The organism is Polynucleobacter sp. JS-Polo-80-F4 (assembly GCF_018881965.1).
GTDB lineage: Bacteria > Pseudomonadota > Gammaproteobacteria > Burkholderiales > Burkholderiaceae > Polynucleobacter.
Genome location: NZ_JACVPI010000001.1, coordinates 1,008,419 through 1,025,707, shown reverse-complemented (window position 1 = coordinate 1,025,707; position 17,289 = coordinate 1,008,419). Strand labels below are relative to the sequence as shown.

The window sequence follows — 17,289 nt, the reverse complement described above, 5'->3', positions numbered from 1 at the left end:
TAACTTAAGCGATCAATTGTTTAGCGGCCTGTACTGCCGCAATCACTTTTGCTTTGATGTCATTTAATGGGATGTTCTGAGACTCAGCATCAGTGCGGCCTTTAAATTCCACCTGTGCATCTGCCAAGCCGCGATCACCAATCACCACTCGGAATGGCGCTCCAATCAACTCCCAGTCAGCAAACATCGCACCTGGACGCTCATTGCGGTCATCCAAAATCACATCAATACCAGCAGCTAACAACTCGCCATGGAGTTGGTCACATGCAGCCTTAACTGCCTCTGATTTTTCGTAACCCATCGGGCAAATCACCACCTCAAATGGTGCCATGGAGATTGGCCAAATAATGCCCTTCTCATCATGGCCCTGCTCAATCGCAGCACCAAGCAAACGAGTTACGCCAATGCCGTAACAACCCATCACCATGGGCTGTGCTTTGCCCTGCTGATCCAAGTATGTACAACCCATTGCTTCTGAATAACGTGTGCCCAGCTGGAATACATGCCCAACTTCAATACCGCGGCAAATATCGACAACACCTTTGCCGTCCGGCGAGGGATCGCCAATCACTGCATTACGAATATCCAATACCAAGGGCTCAGGCAAATCACGCCCCCAGTTCACACCAGTCAAATGATGTCCAGCATCGTTAGCGCCACAAACAAAATCAGCCATATTGGCAACCGTGCGATCAGCAACCACAGTCACATCAGCACTCACCCCAACAGGGCCCAAATAACCGGCTGGTGCATTACAAGCCTGCTTAATTTCTGCTTCAGTAGCAAAGCGTGACTCTGCCATGCCAGGAATCTTGCTCGCTTTAACTTCATTGAGCTCATGGTCACCGCGCACCAACAGCATAAAGAGTTTTGCTGGCCCTTTTTCTTGATCAGCCGCAAACAATAAGGACTTCACAGTAGATGCAAGTGGAATGTTCAAAAACTTTGCTACATCAGCGCAGTTAGTCTTATCAGGGGTTGGCACTTTAACCATTGCCGCAGAAGCTGCAGCACGAGCAGCAATCAATGCTAAAGACTCAGCTGCCTCTAGATTGGCTGCGTAATCAGAATTTGGACAATACACAATGGCATCTTCACCAGTATCGGCAATCACATGGAACTCTTGACTACCTGAGCCACCAATCGCACCGTTATCAGCAGTCACTGCGCGGAACTCAAGCCCCATACGCTTAAAGATCCGGGTATAGGCGTCAAACATCACTTGATAGGATTTCTTGAGGCCTTCAACATCACGATCAAATGAGTAGGCGTCTTTCATACTGAACTCACGACCGCGCATGATGCCAAAACGAGGACGACGCTCATCGCGGAACTTGGTCTGAATTTGATAGAAATTCACTGGCAATTGTTTGTAACTCTTAATCTCATTACGAGCTAAATCGGTAATCACTTCTTCAGAGGTTGGCTGGATCAAGAAATCACGATCATGACGATCTTTGATTCTTAGTAACTCAGGACCCATCTTTTCCCAACGCCCAGTCTCTTGCCACAATTCAGCAGGCTGAATCATTGGCATCAGCAATTCAATTGCGCCCGCACGATTCATTTCCTCGCGAACGATGTTTTCTACTTTGCGAATGACTTTCAAACCCAAAGGCAAATAGTTGTAAATGCCAGCGCTCAGCTTGCGAATTAAACCTGCACGCACCATGAGTTTGTGCGAAACCACCTCAGCGTCTGAGGGAGCTTCTTTTAGCGTGGCGAGAAATGATTGTGAGGCTTTCATGTATGGATATAATCAAATCGTTGATTTTAAAGGATTTGAGGCACGATCATGCTTGACCGTGAAGGGTATCGCCCGAATGTCGGCATTGTCCTCCTCAACAGCCGTAACGAGGTTTTCTGGGGAAAACGCGTTGGGCAGCATTCGTGGCAGTTCCCGCAAGGCGGGATTCAGCATGGTGAAAGCCCTGAACAGGCTATGTACCGCGAATTGCAAGAGGAGGTTGGCTTACTGCCGGAGCATGTCCAAATTATTGGACGCACCAGGGATTGGCTTCGCTACGACGTCCCTGAGGAATACTTGCGCCGTCAAAACTCCACTAGAGTGCATCGTGCTGCATATCGCGGTCAAAAACAAATTTGGTTTCTCCTACGTCTAGTAGGCTTAGATAGCGACATTCAATTGCGCGCCTCCGAACATCCTGAGTTTGATGCTTGGCGCTGGGTCCCCTTCTGGATTCAGTTGGATGCAGTGATTGGCTTTAAACGCGAAGTCTATCAGCTCGCACTTTCTGAGTTGGCTCGCTTCTTATCCCGCGGTATGCGCATGCAACAGCTTGCCTGGGGCTCCCCTCTCGACCTGATTCAATCTTTTTATGGTGGCTCGCACGAGCACCCTAATGAAGATGAAAATCCAAAAGACACACCACAATGACCCACCATCTCAAACGTATTTACCTCTGTTTTTGCGCCGTCATTATTGGCATCACACTTTCTGCCTGTGCAGGCGATCCACTGCAAAGCGGGCTAGATCCTTTTGCACCCATGGTATTCAAAGAGGGTACGACTGCCATGCCCCTGAACCCACCTAACCAAGCCACCCTACTGCCTTTTTACGTATCCCAACATACCATTTTTAAATTTGCAGTGGATACCGACTCGATCCTGATAGGTGCAGATGGAGTGACTCGCTATATTGTGGTGCTGACCAGCCCGAGTGGTAGCGTTCAAGCGCAATACGAAGGCATTCGTTGCGATTCATTTCAGTGGCGCCTCTATGGCACCCTAGAGAACAATGTCTGGAGAGAAAATCCCCTCTCTAGCTGGCGTGCGATCCAAAGTAATGTCCCCAATCGATATCAAGCAGCTTTGGCTCAAGGCGCATTTTGCAACTTCAATTCGCAGGAAAAGAGTATCAAAGCAATTCTTCAGTCGCTCAACCCTAATGGATTCATTGGTGGCACCAAACCAACCAATTCAAATGGAACCCCCTAAAACCCAGCAGGATTTTGCCTAATTGGCGCTTAAGTGAGTGCCAAGTTTCTCGCCAGCAATGAGACGAGTTAGCACATTGGGTTCGCGCCCAGAGGCAATCACTGTCGCTGCGCCAGTTTTAACGGCAATCTTTGCAGCCAATACCTTGGTTAACATTCCGCCCTTACTCAACTCACTAGCAGCACCTCCGGCCATTTTTTCCAAGGCTGGGTCTCCTGCAATAGCATCCGTAAGTAATGTGGCATTTGGATTTTGACGTGGATCCGCAGTAAACAATCCACCTTGGTCGGTCAAAATTACCAAGAGATCAGCATGGATTAAATTGGTTACCAAAGCAGCAAGATTGTCGTTGTCTCCGAACTTAATTTCATCGGTTACCACCGTGTCGTTCTCATTAATAATAGGAACCACACCCAACTTCAGCAAAGTATCCAAAGTTGCTCTTGCATTAGCATTGCGTTCTGCGTCTGCTAAGTCTGCATTGGTCAATAAGATCTGGGCACTACGCAAATTAAAGCGCGCAAAGCAGCTTTCATAAACTTGTACCAAACCCATTTGCCCAACTGCAGCTGCAGCCTGCAATTGATGAATCTCTTTTGGGCGTTTGCTCCAACCCAGACGCTGCATGCCTTCGGCAATGGCACCAGAGCTCACCATCAAGACTTCATGGCCAGCCTTCAATAGGCCTGCCATTTGCTCGGCCCACATAGCAATCGCAGCATGATCTAAACCTTCACCATTATTGGTGACAAGACTGGAGCCTACTTTGACAACAATTCGTTGAGTTTTTTTAGCGTTCATAGCAAAGGGCAAGTCAAATATTTAATCTGGTTTTTTATCTTCAGACTGGTCTTGATAACGCGGATCTTGTGCGCGCTCATCCGCATCATCTCGGTCACGACGCACAGAATCCAAATAATCTTGCAAGGAATAACAAAGTTTGTCGCAACCCAAGCCCGTTAAGGCCGAGATCTCAAAGACTGGGCCTTTCCACTTAAAGCGCTTAATAAAGTCTGCGACCACTTTCTTGCGATCTTCCTCGGGAATCATGTCTACTTTATTCAAGACTAACCAACGTGGCTTCTCAACCAAAGCTTCATCGTATTTACGCAATTCATTCACGATTGCATTGGCATCAGCTACTGGATCTACATTCGCATCAAATGGAGCAATATCAACCAAATGCAATAGAACGCCGGTACGCTGCAAGTGACGTAAGAAACGATGGCCTAAGCCAGCACCTTCAGCTGCGCCTTCAATCAAACCAGGGATATCAGCAATAACAAAGCTACGCTCAGCTCCCACACGCACAACACCCAAATTAGGATGCAGCGTTGTAAAAGGGTAGTCAGCAATCTTCGGACGAGCATTTGATACAGCAGTAATCAAAGTGGATTTACCGGCATTAGGCATACCCAACAAACCTACATCTGCCAAAACCTTCAACTCAAGTTTCAGCTTACGGCGTTCACCATCTTTGCCATTTGTCTTTTGACGTGGCGCTCTATTCGTGCTGCTCTTAAAGTGAATATTGCCCCAACCGCCAACACCGCCCTGGGCTAAACAAAGCCGTTCGCCATGTGTAGTTAAGTCAGCAATTGGCTCACCGGTTTCATAGTCAGCAATGATGGTGCCAACCGGCATCCGCAACTCGATGTCATCTCCAGCGCGACCATAACAATCGGCGCCACGACCAGGCTCACCATTTTTTGCAGTGTGTGTCTTTGCGTAGCGGTAATCAATCAAGGTGTTGATGTTGCGATCGGCTATCGCCCAGACGCTACCGCCTTTGCCGCCGTCACCACCATCAGGACCGCCAAATTCAATGAATTTTTCGCGGCGCATAGAGGCACTTCCGGCGCCACCTTGCCCGGCAATCACTTCAATACGTGCTTCGTCTATAAATTTCATGAATAAAAAAGGCCTCGCTTAGCGAGGCCTGTTCCTAAGAGTTAAATTCGGAATAAATCTGAATCAAACGTGTCTCAGTCAGGCTGCCTTATGAACGAGGCAAGACTGAAACTTGGGCCTTCTTCAAAGCACCCTTAACGCCGAATTCCACCTGACCGTCAATTAAGGCGAACAAAGTGTGATCCTTACCAATACCAACGTTTGCACCTGGATGAACACGTGTGCCACGTTGACGAATGATGATGCTGCCAGCATTAATGTGCTCGCCGCCAAATACCTTAACGCCTAAGCGTTTCGATTCTGAGTCGCGGCCATTTCGTGTTGAGCCGCCGCCTTTTTTCTGTGCCATATCTTTCTCCTACCCTGAATTAGGCTTTAATCGTGTTGATCAAAATTTCAGTGAAATTCTGACGATGGCCTTGGTGCTTTTGATAATGCTTGCGACGGCGCATCTTAAAGATTGTCACTTTATCGTGACGTCCCTGGGAGACGACAGTGGCCATCACAGCTGCACCATTAACCAATGGATCACCTAATTTCAGTGAAGCGCCTTCGCCAACGGCGAGGACTTGGTCAAGAGTGATTTCGCTGCCGATTTCCGCTGGTATCTGTTCTATTTTCAATTTTTCGCCTGCAGCAACTTTATATTGTTTGCCACCGGTTTTTATGACCGCGTACATGGTTTGAAACCTCAATTAATATCTACATTTAAGCTAATCCACCCTGGACTAGCTAAGCCCATTATTATATCTTGCATGACGATCACTGTCAAAACCAATGACTTAAGCCAAATCCTAGCTCCAATAGCCTTAGATTTCAAGGCCTTAGACGAGGTTATCCGTCAGCGCTTGGCCTCAAAAGTCGCCTTAATTGACCAAATCTCAAGCTATATCATCCAGGCTGGCGGCAAACGGGTCAGACCCGCCCTGTTAATGCTGGTGGCTAAAGCCCTGGCTAACGGCAAAGAGACGCCCCATACCCTGGAAATGTCCGCTGTAGTTGAATTTATCCATACAGCTACCCTCCTTCATGATGATGTCGTCGATGAATCAACCCTAAGACGGGGTCGGGAGACGGCCAATGCTGCTTTTGGTAATGCCGCTAGCGTTTTGGTGGGTGATTTCTTGTACTCCCGGGCCTTTCAAATGATGGTTGGCCCGAATGATCTTCGAATCATGCAAATTCTGTCAGATGCGACCAATACGATTGCTGAAGGCGAAGTTTTGCAACTTCTGAATATGAATGATCCTGAGGTGGATGAAGCGAGCTACTTGCAAGTAATCCGCTATAAAACAGCCAAACTCTTCGAAGCTTCAACTGAGTTAGGCGCCATATTGGCAAATGCTACCGATGTTCAGCGCGAACAAGCCGCTGCATTTGGGCGCCATATTGGTACGGCATTTCAATTGATGGATGACTTGCTTGACTACACCGCAAACGCTGCACAGATGGGGAAAAATGCTGGTGATGACTTGCGCGAAGGCAAGCCTACATTGCCACTGATTTACTTACTTGAAAACGGCAGTAGCGAAGAGCGCCTTTTAGTTCGCGCAGCGATTGAACAAAACCAAGATTTACCAGATGATGTGTTTGCGCAAATCCTTGCTGCAGTTCAAAACTCTGGCGCCCTAGATTACACACAAGCAGCAGCCAAACGTGAGGCCGACCTGGCCTTAGCTTGCCTAAAAGACTTCCCTGAAAATGAAGCTAGTGCTGCACTACATGCCCTGTGCGCATACTCCCTCACTAGGCAAACTTAAGCCCCCAGGCTGTTGACTCTGAGTTCGCGCGCCGTAATTCGCGCCTGCTCCGCCTCTTCACGCAATCGTAGGATTTCTTGTGAAGACATCTTTTCCAGATTTGAATAATCTAACTTCCATGATGGATCTGATGACCATCGCAGTGGCGATTGCACTGTTGTGCGCGGGCCAGGGGCAGACTCCAGAAGGCGCAGAGCTAAATCGAAATTGAGATCTTGAGAAGCTAGATCATTTGGTTTTGCAGCTGCATTCCCTAATGGAAAATCACTAAATAAAAATCGCGGCACTCCGCAATACTCCACAATATCTTTAGCGGCGCCCATGATCGCAGTTGAAATTCCTGCAGACTCCAGATAACGCGCCAACAAACTCTGACTCTGATGACAGATCGGACAATTCGGAATTAATATCGCGACATCTACACCGTCCGCTTTCAGCATTTCTAAAATGAGAGGAGCATCAATCTCTAAGGTATGGCGCTGACTTCGATTGGTTGGTAAGCCATAAAAATTCGGAGAGATCGCCTTTACCCTCCCGGCAACAACCGCCCGCTGAGCAGCACCCAGCGGAAACCAACAATGACCATCTTCCATATTGGCATTCTTGCGATCAACCCCTACATGCGCAATACGTAAATCGACATCGTTATCCAGAGATTGTTGATAGGGTTGGTAAAACTTTGCTGCAGCGTTATAAGGTGCACTCTGGCCTTGAGCCCCCTTATCAGGATCATATGGAACGGCTGTAGTAATTAAGCCCAATACAGATTGAGCAAGCGGCTTTCTGAGTGGGGTAAACGGCACATCAATGTAGTGAGCCCATGCATAAGGATTCTCATAGCCCAAACCCAAGTAATAACTTCGGGTGCGCTCCATATAGCGAACGGGCTGATCCTGTTCTGGTGCAAATGTGAATTCAGAAGTCTTAGACATCAATTCATCCCTGTAAGATATTGCATATCAAATATTTAACTTCATAGGAACTTATTATGGCTCAGTGGCTTAGATTTCAGCATCAGGGGAAAAGTGGTTTAGGACAAGTGCAGGGCGATCAAATTGCCTTATATGAAGGTGACTTATTTAACACCCCTAAAGCTACCGGCCAAAACATCAAATTGGCCGACGTCACAATCGATATTCCTTGTATCCCCTCGAAGATGGTTGCCATGGTGGATAACTTTCATGCATTGGTCACCAAGCTTGAGCACGCCGTTCCTGCTGAGCCTTTGTACTTCCTCAAAGGCAATAACTCCTTCCTGGCAACAAACCAAGTTATTCGCACACCCAAGTCTTACTCCGGGAAAGTAGTTTACGAAGGTGAGCTTGGTATTGTGATTGGCAAGCACTGTCATGAAGTCGATGAAGTCGAAGCAGCTAAGGCCATCTTTGGCTATACCTGCATTAATGATGTGACCGCTATTGAAATCCTGAATCGTGATCCTGGATATGCCCAGTGGACTCGTGCAAAAAGCTTCAATACCTTTGGCGTTTTCGGCCCTTACATCACCACCGATGTGGATCCAAGTACGCTAACGATCAAGACTATTCTGAATGATCAAGAGCGCCAAAACTATCCCATTGCGGATATGATTTTCTCACCCTCAAAACTGGTGAGCTTGATTTCTCAAGACGTACCACTCTCGCCAGGAGACATCATTGCCTGCGGTACTTCAGTAGGTGTTGGCTCCATGAAACCTGGTAGCAATGTCAGCATCATTATTGATGGCGTGGGACGTCTCGATAATCGCTTTGAGTAATTCAGGTTTTCTAAAACAAAAACCCTTGCTACTGAACATAGCAAGGGTTTTTTAATACTAAGGTTTTATTACTTAGTAACCGGATACTGATGGCAACGCCAAGCTGCCTTTAGATGCCTGGACGTTCTCATCTAAGTATTTAGTCAAAGCAAATACAGTATTCAAGCAAGGTGTTGGAGTTTGAGTAATCTTGCCAAGCTCGATTACCGATCCCAATAAAGCGTCGATCTCCAAGCTGCGGCCAGCTTCCAAGTCTTGCAACATGGAAGTTTTGTGCTTACCGACTTTTTCTGCGCCAGCAATACGCCGCTCGATATCAACCCGGAAAGTTACGCCCAACTTCTCAGCGATAGTCTGCGCTTCAGCCATCATGTTGCGCGCCAACTCTTTGGTCAATGGATATTGGCATATGCCTTCCAAGGTGCCATGCGTGAGCGAGCTGATTGGATTGAAGGTCATATTGCCCCAAAGCTTGAGCCAGATTTCTGAACGGATATCGTCCAAGATTGGAGACTTGAAACCAGCTGCGCCCATCATCTCTGATATCTTTTGAATGCGCTCGGTTGTCTGACCATCTAACTCACCCAATGGAAAGCGATTACCTTCTACGTGGCGAATCACGCCAGGTGCTTGTGTAAACGTTGCTGGATACACTACGCAACCAATGATGTTATTTGGATTAATGGCATTCTTCGCCACACCACCAGCATCTACTGTTTCAACTGCATGATCTTGATACTCGCCACCTAACTTCTGGAAATACCACCAAGGAATTCCGTTTTGCATTGGGATCAAAATCGTTTCTGGTCCCATGATGGCCGCTAAGTCATCAATGATCGGCTCTACTTGATGAGCCTTCACTGCAAGGATCACAACATCAGGCGTCTGGGCATCACGAATTTTTTCTACTGCTTTAACCTGAGCAACCAAAGGTTCTGGCTGGTCATCCATAATCAAAGCCAGGCCGCGCTCTTTAATTGCAGCTAAAGTTGCACCACGCGCAACAACAGTTACTTCATTGCCCGCTCGCGCCAACATGACAGCTAAGTAGCCGCCAATAGCGCCACCCCCGCCAATCACACAGATTTTCATAGGAACTCCATAAGAATAAAAAATTTTGTATTACTGTCATATTAGAGGAGAACATTTTGCGGTGCAATATATTCCTATGTGCATCATTTTTCAGCACATCACACTCTAAACAGCTTTTAATGCGTCTTTTGGCACCAGGCTACCCAAAATCATGCCTGCAATACTGGCAAATAAGCCAGCCAATTGGGGCGGCAAAATAGAATTGGGCGCCAAAACCTCACAGCTAATCCAGATAGTTAAACCACAAACTACTGCTAGCAAGCCCCCCAAGGAGTTGGCCCTTGGCCAGTACACACCAAACGCTAGCGGAACAAATGCGGCAACCAAAGTGACCTTATAGGCACTCTCCACCATCTTAAAAATAGACAGCTCAGAGTTCACCGCAAAGAAGGTCACTACCACTGCAAAACATAAAACCGTAATCCGCATGGCTTTAAGCAAATCCTGATCAGACAAATGCTTAAAAAAGCCTCGCACAATATTTTCTGCAAAAGTTACCGAAGGCGCTAATAAGGTTGCACTGGCACAACTCTTGATGGCTGACAGTAAGGCGCCAAAGAACATCACCTGCGCAATGAGTGGTGCGTGATTTAGGATCAACTTTGGCAAAATCATTTGCGGATCAGTGTTGAGATACTGGTCAACCAAATCAGGGCTAATGAGCGTTGCTGAATAAGCTAAATACATTGGCACAAAAGCAAAAATAAAATACAGGACACCACCTAGCAAAGCTGCTTGAACAGCAATATTGACGTTCTTAGATGATGTGATGCGCTGGAAAACATCTTGCTGCGGAATAGATCCGAGCATCATGGTGCACAAAGCAGCTACAAACCCTAAGATCGAGGCTAAATTCATATCTGGCCAGAAGTTACTAAATTGACCAGCTGCAGCCGCATGCTCAAGCACTACGCCAATACCGCCAGTCTGGGCCGTCATCTCACCACCGATATAGAGCATGCCAATCACAATGATGATCATCTGAATAAAGTCAGTAATCGCAACCGACCACATGCCACCAAATAAGGTGTAGATCAGCACACTACCGGCACCAATTAACATTCCACCAGTCTGAGAAATGCTGCCTTCAGAAACCACGTTAAACACGAGGCCCAAGGCTTTAATTTGTGCGGCAACCCAACCTAAATAAGAAACCACGATACAGAGCGTAACCAACACCTCCACCGTACGACCATACTTTTCACGAAAGAAGTCGCCAATCGTTAACATACGGCGGTTATATAGATGGCGTGCGAAAAACAGGCCCACCAAAATTAAGCAAAGGGAAGATCCGAATGGATCAGAGACCACCCCTCCCAGACCTTCTTTTAGAAAAGTAGCTGGGATTCCTAAAACAGTTTCCGAACCAAACCACGTAGCAAATACCGTTGCCGTCACAATTGGCAAAGGGAGGCTATGACCTGCTGCTGCAAAGTCGGCGGTATTTTTCACCCGCAAAGCTGCCCACAAGCCTATGCCAACGGAAATAACCCAGTAAATAATGACAAACCAAATTAGCACGCCTAAATGCTCCTTCAGAAATTTGATGAAATTATATGGCTTTGTCACTTTTGACAGATAGTAAAAGTGCCTCTTTGGAGCGCCCCGTCAAAGACGATGGTCTGACATAATTCAAGAGTGAGAGCACCGAAACAAATCCTGCAAACCCCGACATCCAGTCCATCGGCTGATCTGGCTTACCAAAAAGCCATTTTGAGGTCTGTATCTCGCACCTTTGCCCTTACCATCCCACTTTTACCCGCAAACATTGAAAAAGTCGTTGGCAATACCTATTTGCTCTGCCGGATTGTTGACACTATTGAGGATGCCGCAGACTTAAGTGCACAGACCAAACAATTGCTATCAGGACTTTTTTTAGATGCGGTACTTGAAAAGGCTCCTGTAGAAACTTTTGTGCGGCCATGTCTAGACGCATTAAAGAATTACAACAACCCAGATGAGCTAGATTTAATTGCAAATACACCAACTGTTCTGCGCATTTTGCATACTTGCTCAAGCAACGATCAGGAGGCAGTGAGTCGCTGCGTTTCGATCATGTCTGAAGGAATGTCTTTTTTCCACGGGAAACAAAATCAAAGCGGCCTTCAAGACCTCCCTGAGTTTGAACAATATTGCTATGTAGTTGCTGGTGTCGTTGGCGAACTACTTACAACTATCTTTGGCAACCATTCGCCTGCCTTTAAGAAGCAAATGCTAGGGCATGAAGATTTGGCTATTGCATTTGGTCAAGCATTGCAAATGACCAATATTCTCAAAGACTCTCCAGAAGATAAAGCACGTGGCGTATCCTGGAAGCCAGTAAACGTAAGTCAGTCAGAGCTATTCAAGATTGCCAATCAAAAACTCCAAGACTCCCTAAAGTATATTTTGCTCATTCCCAAGCAAGAGCAGGGTATGCGACGTTTTTGTTTTTTAGCATTCGGCTTAGCCGTCTTAACTCTTTCGAAGATTTCCAATTGCAATGAATTCGCCAATAAAGACGAAGTAAAACTTTCCCGAAATACCGTAATGAGTTTTTATGGCTTCACAAAGTGGGCTGTTAAAAGCAATATCTTGATGAAGACTTTTTTCTACTTCAGCAGTAGATCGCTAGTTAAATAGGCGCTATTACAAAGCACCTTCATGTTTTAACAGCCAGAACTTAATTTGACGATACAAGCCAGGAGAGTTTTCTTTCATGAAGCCTCCAATTCCCTGAGCCGATATCACTCGATGACAAGGCGCAATTAATGGGTAAGGATTCGCGCCACAGGCTGTACCCACCGCCCGCGCCCCACTTTTAATTTTCTTTGCTACCTCACCATAGGTTTTTGTTTTACCGGCTGGAATCTCTTGAATGCTAGCCCACACTCTTTTCTGATGCTCGGTACCCGCAGGCTTGATTGGCAAATCGAATTGCCAATGCGGGTCCTTGAAGTACGCTTTGCATTGTCGTGCCACTTCTTTGGCTAACGCATTCTTCGGAGCGATTAAAGCTGTATTGGCGGGCAAATAATGAATCCCGGAAAGCATCAAACTACCTTCTACCAATTCCGTCAAAATACCTAGGCACCCAAAAGGCGCAGCAATAACACAGTAGCTGGCGCTCATTGGGTTCAATGGTGATGTTGAGGAAGCCATATCAAGCAATTCTTACACAAATACACAAGTGGGATGACAGACCTTTATTCCATAGCTATAGCCGGCGAAATGCCACTTTGCTATATTGACTCATCCTTACTTTTTTCAGGCATACCGAATGGACACCTTTTTTGACGATTGGCCCTTTTATGGCCAAGTTGCTCTGGTCCTGTTTTTACTAGCGCTCTCTGGCTTTTTCTCGATGGCAGAAACTAGTATGTTGTCCTCTAATCGTCATCGTTTAAGGGCGATGGCTAATGGTGGAAATACGGGAGCGGCTTTAGCGGAAAGACTCTTAAAACGGATTGACTCGTTGTTATCGGTACTCTTAATTTCCAATAACCTAATTAATACTGTTTTACCTATTCTGGTAACCGGCATTGCTCTACATATTTTTGGCGATAGCGGCCTAGTACTGTCAATTGCCACCTTGGTGGTTGCGTTACTCATCATTATCTTTAGCGAGATTACGCCTAAGGTCATTGGCGCCGCCTTCCCTGAAAAGATTGCCTCCAATGTGGGTTGGTTTATCTTGCCACTCACTTTTGTACTTAAACCTCTACTCTGGTTCATTAATAGTTTTGTATCTGGCCTCATGAAAGTATCTGGCCTGCAATCCTCCTCTGACAGCAGGGCTATGAGCAAAGAAGAATTACGTAGCCTCGTTTTGGAATCAAACCGCTTTGTCTCCAATCATCATCGCAACATTCTGCTCAACTTATTTAACTTAGAAAATATTACGGTGGATGATGTAATGACACCGAGATCTAAGATTGAGGTTCTGGATCTTTCGAGACCAATTGATGAAGTAGTGCAGCAGCTGGAGACTTGCTATCACAACAAATTACCAGTCTGCGATGGTGATTCTGAACGCATTATTGGCATTCTCCCTGTTAAGAAGGCGCTATCCTTATTGGGCGATACCGATCTCAAACATGAGGATTTTAGATCCCTGGTAAATGAGCCCTATTTCATTCCAAGTGGTACGCCAGTCTTACAGCAAATGCAATTTTTTCAAGATAACCAACAACGCTTAAGCTTGGTTGTAAATGAGTATGGCGAGGTTCTGGGTTTAGTGACTTTTGAAGATATCGTTGAAGAGCTCATCGGTGAATTCACAACCTCCTTCTCCAACCTTTCCACCGACCCGCGCTGGCTTGCTGATGGCACGTATTTGGCAACGGGTAGCGCTTCTCTACGAGACCTCAATCGCCTACTTAACCTTAGCCTTCCACTAGACGGGCCACGTACCTTAAATGGTCTTATTCTCGAAAAACTAGAGGCTATTCCAGACCACGATGTCAGCATTCGCATCGCAGGTATCGTCATGGAAATCGTTCAGTTTGATGAGCAAGGTGTCAAAACCGTGAAACTCTATCGTCCGGCTAAGCTGGCTCAAGAGCAAGATTGAGTGTTGCCGCTGATGACTCACTTATTATTCGGACTTGGTATGAAATCTCTGCACATGCTTTAGATGCCAGAGCGAGTGATATACATATTGAGGCTGGAACACTAGCCACAGTTATTCGCATTCGGGTCGATGGCTTCCTGCAAATACAGTCACACTACCCAATTGAATTTCATGAGCGCCTAATAACGCGTATTAAGGTTCTGTCCCGCTTAGATATTGCAGAAAAACGTCTTCCGCAAGATGGGCGCCTTTCCATAGGCCATGATTTTTCTAAACCCAATGTAGATTGTCGAGTCTCCATTTTGCCGACCCTTCATGGAGAAAAAGCGGTTATTCGCATATTACCAAGCCACATTAATGATCTTGATCTTGAAGAGCTTGGTCTCCTATCCGATCAGCTGGAAATATTTCAGCAAGCACTTTCTCAATCCAATGGGCTCATATTGGTGACGGGACCAACAGGGAGCGGCAAGACAAGGACACTTTATAGTTGCCTGCGTCAACTCAATCAAGATCATCGCAACCTTTGCTCGATCGAGGACCCTATTGAAATTCGTCTCGCTGGAGTCAATCAGGTTGCATATCATCCTAGAGCAGGTTTAGATTTTCCAACGATCATTCGCGCCCTACTTAGACAGGATCCAGATGTCATCATGATTGGAGAAATAAGAGATATTGCTACAGCCCAGTTGGCAATTCAGGCAGCTCAAACTGGACATCTCGTGCTCAGCACCTTGCATACGCGCAATGCTAGTGGCACAGTTCCAAGACTTAAAAACCTAGGAGTTGACCAGGAATCTCTTGAGTCTTGTCTATTGAGTATCAGCTCGCAACGTTTAGTGCGAAAAATCTGTCAGCACTGTCTCGGAAAAAATGTCATCACCAAATCCCCATGCCCAACCTGTAAAGGTAGTGGTTGCTTTGGGCGGATTGGCGTCCATGAAGTGTTAAGCAAGGAGCATGTGTTTAACCCATCTCCCTCACGTATCAGTATGCGTGATGCAGGATTCATGCACGTGCAAGCCGGCCTGATCAATCAGGCGGCTCTAGATGCAGAAGTAGGTCCATGGCATTAAGCAAACAAGATCAACTTCACTTTGCAGAGCAGCTCTTAATGCTTTTAGAAGCAGGTCTACCACTCTTAAATGCGATTGAACTGATTTACTCATCCGCCCCAAAAGCCTGGCTTTCTTGGGTTAATAATATCTATGCCCAACTGAAAAAGGGAGAAAGCTTCTCTCAATGCCTGCGAACCCAAAAAAATGTATTTTCCATGGAGTTCATTAATCTCATTCGCGTAAGTGAGCGAACTGGTGATTTCAATTTAGCACTGAAGACAATTTGCCTGCAACTAGAGGATCAAATTGAATTGCGCCGAAAAATACAGCAGGCACTGAGTTATCCCATCATCACCCTAAGTAGCTCTTGCCTGCTGGTCATCGTGATGATGATTTGGGTTGTACCTGTCTTCAAAGATGTATTTACTCATTTTCAAGCTGAATTGCCAGCCCCAACCAAAGCATTAATTCAGATATCGTCTTGGTTTGAGGAATGCTACGTTGCTATATTGATAGTCACCATGACCGTCATTGCACTGTTTAGTTTTGCGTGGTTCAAACTTCCAAGACTACAAAAACAATGTGATCGACTAAGCTTTTATATACCCATCATTGGACAGCTATTGAGATTAGCAACGCTTACCTGCTGGTGCCGGACTCTAGGTCACCTTCTAAAATCTGGCCTACCCCTACCGGATGCGCTTAGAGTTACCGCGCAATCATCAAATCACTGGCTTAGCCATGATTTCAGTGCTGAAATATTCAAGCACCTGACGCGAGGCTGGCCCCTTGGAGATGCGATAGTGAAAGCAGATCCTAGGCACTTATTATTTGATCTTGAAACATTGCAACTATTGCAAATAGCATCTGAAAGTGGAGCGCTCTCTGAAATGCTTCAAAGGCGCGCGTTGATAACGGGCTCGCAATTAAGTAGTCGACTCAACACCTTAAGTCAAAGCTTAGAACCCTTATTAATTATGATTGTCGGAGTCATTATTGGAGGTCTGGTCATAATCTTATATCTCCCCATCTTTAACCTAGGTCAGATTGTTTAATGGGTAATCTTGTTTTTATCGATTGGATTCATATCCTTTTAATAGGCGCCCTAATGTACTTGGCGTACGTTGATTTACGCACCTTCCGATTGCCCGACGTCATCACACTCCCGCTGATCCTATCTGGCCTGTTGGTGAGTGGCTTTTCTAACCAGGGGCTCGTCTCTTTTCAAGACTCAGTCATTGGTGCAATTCTTGGGTATACCTCTCTTTGGCTCCTCAATCTTCTTTATCGGCTGGCTCAAAAGCAAGATGGCATTGGCATGGGGGACGCTAAGTTATTAGCAGCACTAGGTGCATGGTTTGGCTGGTATAGCTTGCCCGGCGTTCTTCTCATCGCTTCCTTATCTGGATTACTGGGCGGCCTCATTTGGCTGCGATGGAATAAGCAAAATCATCGTTCAGCATTTCCTTTTGGTCCTTTTCTTGCCATTGCTGGCATCATTGAGTTGTTATGGCCACAAACCCTACAAACCCTCCTTCTGAACAAGCTAATCTAGGCGAGCTAAAAGGGCATGCACCTTTTGTGGGTCTTACTGGTGGCATTGGCTCAGGCAAAACCGCCGTTAGCGATCAACTAGCTCAATTAGGCGCGGGCGTTATAGATACCGATCTCATAGCCCATCAGATCACCGCTCCAAATGGAGCTGCACTCCCCCTAATTCAACAGCAGTTTGGATCAGAATTTATTGACCCAAATGAGGCGCTGGATAGGGCCAAGATGCGCAGCCTGGTGTTTGCCGACCCTGAAGCTAGAAAAGCCTTAGAGGGCATTACCCACCCCCTCATTCGGGCAGAAACCATTCGGCAGGCAAAGTATTTGATTCAAGCAAAGGCTCCTTACCTGGTTTTTGTGGTGCCTCTATTAATTGAGTCCGGGAACTGGCTACCTCTATTGGATTACCTCGTGGTGGTGGACTGTCCAGAAGAGGTTCAAATTGGTCGAGTGATGCACCGCAGCAAATTACCCCGAAATGAAGTGGAAAGCATCCTAAAAGCTCAGGCCAGCAGACAAGAACGCATTAACCATGCTGATATGGTTATTGAAAACCAAGGTAGCTTGGAAGACTTGCATGCCGAGGTTTTAAAGTTGCACCAAAAAATCCTACAGATTCAGAAAGATCCCACCAGTTCGTCATAGAATATG

General features: G+C 46.3%; 18 protein-coding genes and 1 pseudogene. 10 read left to right on the top strand and 9 right to left on the bottom strand.

Going from position 1 to position 17,289, the window contains the following annotated elements; genetic code table 11:
- Window positions 1-4: 4 nt before the first annotated feature.
- Window positions 5-1,747 carry a proline--tRNA ligase gene (locus ICN20_RS05225; protein WP_216238518.1) on the bottom strand — a complete coding sequence of 581 codons (1,743 nt, stop codon included), beginning with the start codon at window positions 1,745-1,747 and terminating at the stop codon, window positions 5-7.
- 48 nt (window positions 1,748-1,795) lie between these two features.
- Between ICN20_RS05225 and ICN20_RS05220 the strand changes: the two genes are divergently transcribed.
- Entirely contained in the window at window positions 1,796-2,398 is a 603-nt protein-coding gene (locus ICN20_RS05220; RefSeq protein ID WP_216238516.1) for an RNA pyrophosphohydrolase, read from the top strand.
- Window positions 2,395-2,958: a CNP1-like family protein gene (locus tag ICN20_RS05215; RefSeq protein WP_216238513.1), complete on the top strand. Its 564-nt coding sequence runs from the start codon at window positions 2,395-2,397 to the stop codon at window positions 2,956-2,958. The genes ICN20_RS05220 and ICN20_RS05215 overlap by 4 nt, the downstream gene beginning before the upstream one ends.
- A 24-nt stretch (window positions 2,959-2,982) precedes the next feature.
- On the opposite strand, the pseudogene proB reads toward ICN20_RS05215, so the two are convergent.
- From proB to rplU, 4 genes and pseudogenes are all read right to left on the bottom strand, one after another.
- Window positions 2,983-3,759 (bottom strand): annotated as a pseudogene (gene proB / locus ICN20_RS05210) (glutamate 5-kinase); the annotation flags it as partial.
- Window positions 3,760-3,780: 21 nt separating this feature from the next.
- On the bottom strand, window positions 3,781-4,869 hold the full coding sequence (gene obgE, locus ICN20_RS05205; protein WP_216238510.1) for a GTPase ObgE: 1,089 nt from the start codon (window positions 4,867-4,869) through the stop codon (window positions 3,781-3,783).
- Between the two features lie 88 nt (window positions 4,870-4,957).
- Window positions 4,958-5,218: a 50S ribosomal protein L27 gene (rpmA, locus tag ICN20_RS05200; protein WP_011902041.1), complete on the bottom strand. Its 261-nt coding sequence runs from the start codon at window positions 5,216-5,218 to the stop codon at window positions 4,958-4,960.
- Window positions 5,219-5,237: 19 nt separating this feature from the next.
- Complete coding sequence (gene rplU, locus ICN20_RS05195) at window positions 5,238-5,549, bottom strand: 50S ribosomal protein L21 (RefSeq protein ID WP_011902040.1); 312 nt, start codon at window positions 5,547-5,549, stop codon at window positions 5,238-5,240.
- A gap of 75 nt (window positions 5,550-5,624) precedes the next feature.
- Here rplU and ICN20_RS05190 point away from each other — a divergent pair, with 75 nt between their 5' ends.
- Window positions 5,625-6,629 carry a polyprenyl synthetase family protein gene (locus tag ICN20_RS05190; protein WP_216238508.1) on the top strand — a complete coding sequence of 335 codons (1,005 nt, stop codon included), beginning with the start codon at window positions 5,625-5,627 and terminating at the stop codon, window positions 6,627-6,629.
- On the opposite strand, the gene ICN20_RS05185 is transcribed toward ICN20_RS05190, so the two are convergent.
- Window positions 6,626-7,561, bottom strand: coding sequence for a reductase (locus ICN20_RS05185; protein ID WP_216238506.1), 936 nt, complete (start codon window positions 7,559-7,561; stop codon window positions 6,626-6,628). The two genes, ICN20_RS05190 and ICN20_RS05185, sit on opposite strands and share 4 nt — an antisense overlap.
- A gap of 56 nt (window positions 7,562-7,617) precedes the next feature.
- Here ICN20_RS05185 and ICN20_RS05180 point away from each other — a divergent pair, with 56 nt between their 5' ends.
- Window positions 7,618-8,385, top strand: coding sequence for a fumarylacetoacetate hydrolase family protein (locus ICN20_RS05180; protein ID WP_216238505.1), 768 nt, complete (start codon window positions 7,618-7,620; stop codon window positions 8,383-8,385).
- Between the two features lie 72 nt (window positions 8,386-8,457).
- Here ICN20_RS05180 and ICN20_RS05175 read toward each other — a convergent pair whose 3' ends face one another.
- Together ICN20_RS05175 and ICN20_RS05170 are read right to left on the bottom strand one after the other, a co-directional pair.
- Complete coding sequence (locus ICN20_RS05175) at window positions 8,458-9,477, bottom strand: 2-dehydropantoate 2-reductase (protein ID WP_216238504.1); 1,020 nt, start codon at window positions 9,475-9,477, stop codon at window positions 8,458-8,460.
- 105 nt (window positions 9,478-9,582) lie between these two features.
- Window positions 9,583-10,998, bottom strand: coding sequence for a sodium:solute symporter family protein (locus ICN20_RS05170; protein ID WP_216238503.1), 1,416 nt, complete (start codon window positions 10,996-10,998; stop codon window positions 9,583-9,585).
- Between the two features lie 117 nt (window positions 10,999-11,115).
- Between ICN20_RS05170 and ICN20_RS05165 the strand changes: the two genes are divergently transcribed.
- Window positions 11,116-12,099, top strand: coding sequence for a squalene/phytoene synthase family protein (locus tag ICN20_RS05165; protein WP_370624527.1), 984 nt, complete (start codon window positions 11,116-11,118; stop codon window positions 12,097-12,099).
- 6 nt (window positions 12,100-12,105) lie between these two features.
- Here the strand turns inward: ICN20_RS05165 and ICN20_RS05160 are convergent, their stop codons facing one another.
- Window positions 12,106-12,618, bottom strand: coding sequence for a methylated-DNA--[protein]-cysteine S-methyltransferase (locus ICN20_RS05160; RefSeq protein ID WP_216238502.1), 513 nt, complete (start codon window positions 12,616-12,618; stop codon window positions 12,106-12,108).
- 118 nt (window positions 12,619-12,736) lie between these two features.
- Here ICN20_RS05160 and ICN20_RS05155 point away from each other — a divergent pair, with 118 nt between their 5' ends.
- Genes ICN20_RS05155 through coaE form a run of 5 tightly spaced genes read left to right on the top strand, consistent with a single transcriptional unit; the run spans window position 12,737 to window position 17,283 of the window.
- Window positions 12,737-14,029, top strand: coding sequence for an HlyC/CorC family transporter (locus tag ICN20_RS05155; RefSeq protein WP_216238501.1), 1,293 nt, complete (start codon window positions 12,737-12,739; stop codon window positions 14,027-14,029).
- The gene (locus ICN20_RS05150) at window positions 14,026-15,105 is read left to right on the top strand and encodes a GspE/PulE family protein (RefSeq protein ID WP_216238500.1); all 1,080 of its coding nucleotides are present in this window, start codon (window positions 14,026-14,028) and stop codon (window positions 15,103-15,105) included. Before ICN20_RS05155 ends, ICN20_RS05150 begins: the two co-directional genes overlap by 4 nt.
- The gene (locus ICN20_RS05145; RefSeq protein WP_216238498.1) at window positions 15,096-16,142 is read left to right on the top strand and encodes a type II secretion system F family protein; all 1,047 of its coding nucleotides are present in this window, start codon (window positions 15,096-15,098) and stop codon (window positions 16,140-16,142) included. The genes ICN20_RS05150 and ICN20_RS05145 overlap by 10 nt, the downstream gene beginning before the upstream one ends.
- The gene (locus ICN20_RS05140) at window positions 16,142-16,642 is read left to right on the top strand and encodes an A24 family peptidase (protein WP_216238496.1); all 501 of its coding nucleotides are present in this window, start codon (window positions 16,142-16,144) and stop codon (window positions 16,640-16,642) included. The genes ICN20_RS05145 and ICN20_RS05140 overlap by 1 nt, the downstream gene beginning before the upstream one ends.
- Window positions 16,597-17,283, top strand: a complete 687-nt coding sequence (gene coaE, locus ICN20_RS05135) for a dephospho-CoA kinase (RefSeq protein ID WP_216238495.1) — start codon at window positions 16,597-16,599, stop codon at window positions 17,281-17,283. Before ICN20_RS05140 ends, coaE begins: the two co-directional genes overlap by 46 nt.
- Window positions 17,284-17,289 lie beyond the last annotated feature (6 nt).

Excerpts from the sequence above, each read along its gene's own strand:
- ICN20_RS05225 (WP_216238518.1), bottom strand. The coding sequence starts at position 1,747 with ATGAAAGCCTCACAATCATTTCTCGCCACGCTAAAAGAAGCTCCCTCA.
- ICN20_RS05220 (WP_216238516.1), top strand. The coding sequence starts at position 1,796 with ATGCTTGACCGTGAAGGGTATCGCCCGAATGTCGGCATTGTCCTCCTC.
- ICN20_RS05215 (WP_216238513.1), top strand. The coding sequence starts at position 2,395 with ATGACCCACCATCTCAAACGTATTTACCTCTGTTTTTGCGCCGTCATT.
- obgE (WP_216238510.1), bottom strand. The coding sequence starts at position 4,869 with ATGAAATTTATAGACGAAGCACGTATTGAAGTGATTGCCGGGCAAGGT.
- rpmA (WP_011902041.1), bottom strand. The coding sequence starts at position 5,218 with ATGGCACAGAAAAAAGGCGGCGGCTCAACACGAAATGGCCGCGACTCA.
- rplU (WP_011902040.1), bottom strand. The coding sequence starts at position 5,549 with ATGTACGCGGTCATAAAAACCGGTGGCAAACAATATAAAGTTGCTGCA.
- ICN20_RS05190 (WP_216238508.1), top strand. The coding sequence starts at position 5,625 with ATGACGATCACTGTCAAAACCAATGACTTAAGCCAAATCCTAGCTCCA.
- ICN20_RS05185 (WP_216238506.1), bottom strand. The coding sequence starts at position 7,561 with ATGTCTAAGACTTCTGAATTCACATTTGCACCAGAACAGGATCAGCCC.
- ICN20_RS05180 (WP_216238505.1), top strand. The coding sequence starts at position 7,618 with ATGGCTCAGTGGCTTAGATTTCAGCATCAGGGGAAAAGTGGTTTAGGA.
- ICN20_RS05175 (WP_216238504.1), bottom strand. The coding sequence starts at position 9,477 with ATGAAAATCTGTGTGATTGGCGGGGGTGGCGCTATTGGCGGCTACTTA.
- ICN20_RS05160 (WP_216238502.1), bottom strand. The coding sequence starts at position 12,618 with ATGGCTTCCTCAACATCACCATTGAACCCAATGAGCGCCAGCTACTGT.
- ICN20_RS05155 (WP_216238501.1), top strand. The coding sequence starts at position 12,737 with ATGGACACCTTTTTTGACGATTGGCCCTTTTATGGCCAAGTTGCTCTG.
- ICN20_RS05145 (WP_216238498.1), top strand. The coding sequence starts at position 15,096 with ATGGCATTAAGCAAACAAGATCAACTTCACTTTGCAGAGCAGCTCTTA.
- ICN20_RS05140 (WP_216238496.1), top strand. The coding sequence starts at position 16,142 with ATGGGTAATCTTGTTTTTATCGATTGGATTCATATCCTTTTAATAGGC.
- coaE (WP_216238495.1), top strand. The coding sequence starts at position 16,597 with ATGGCCACAAACCCTACAAACCCTCCTTCTGAACAAGCTAATCTAGGC.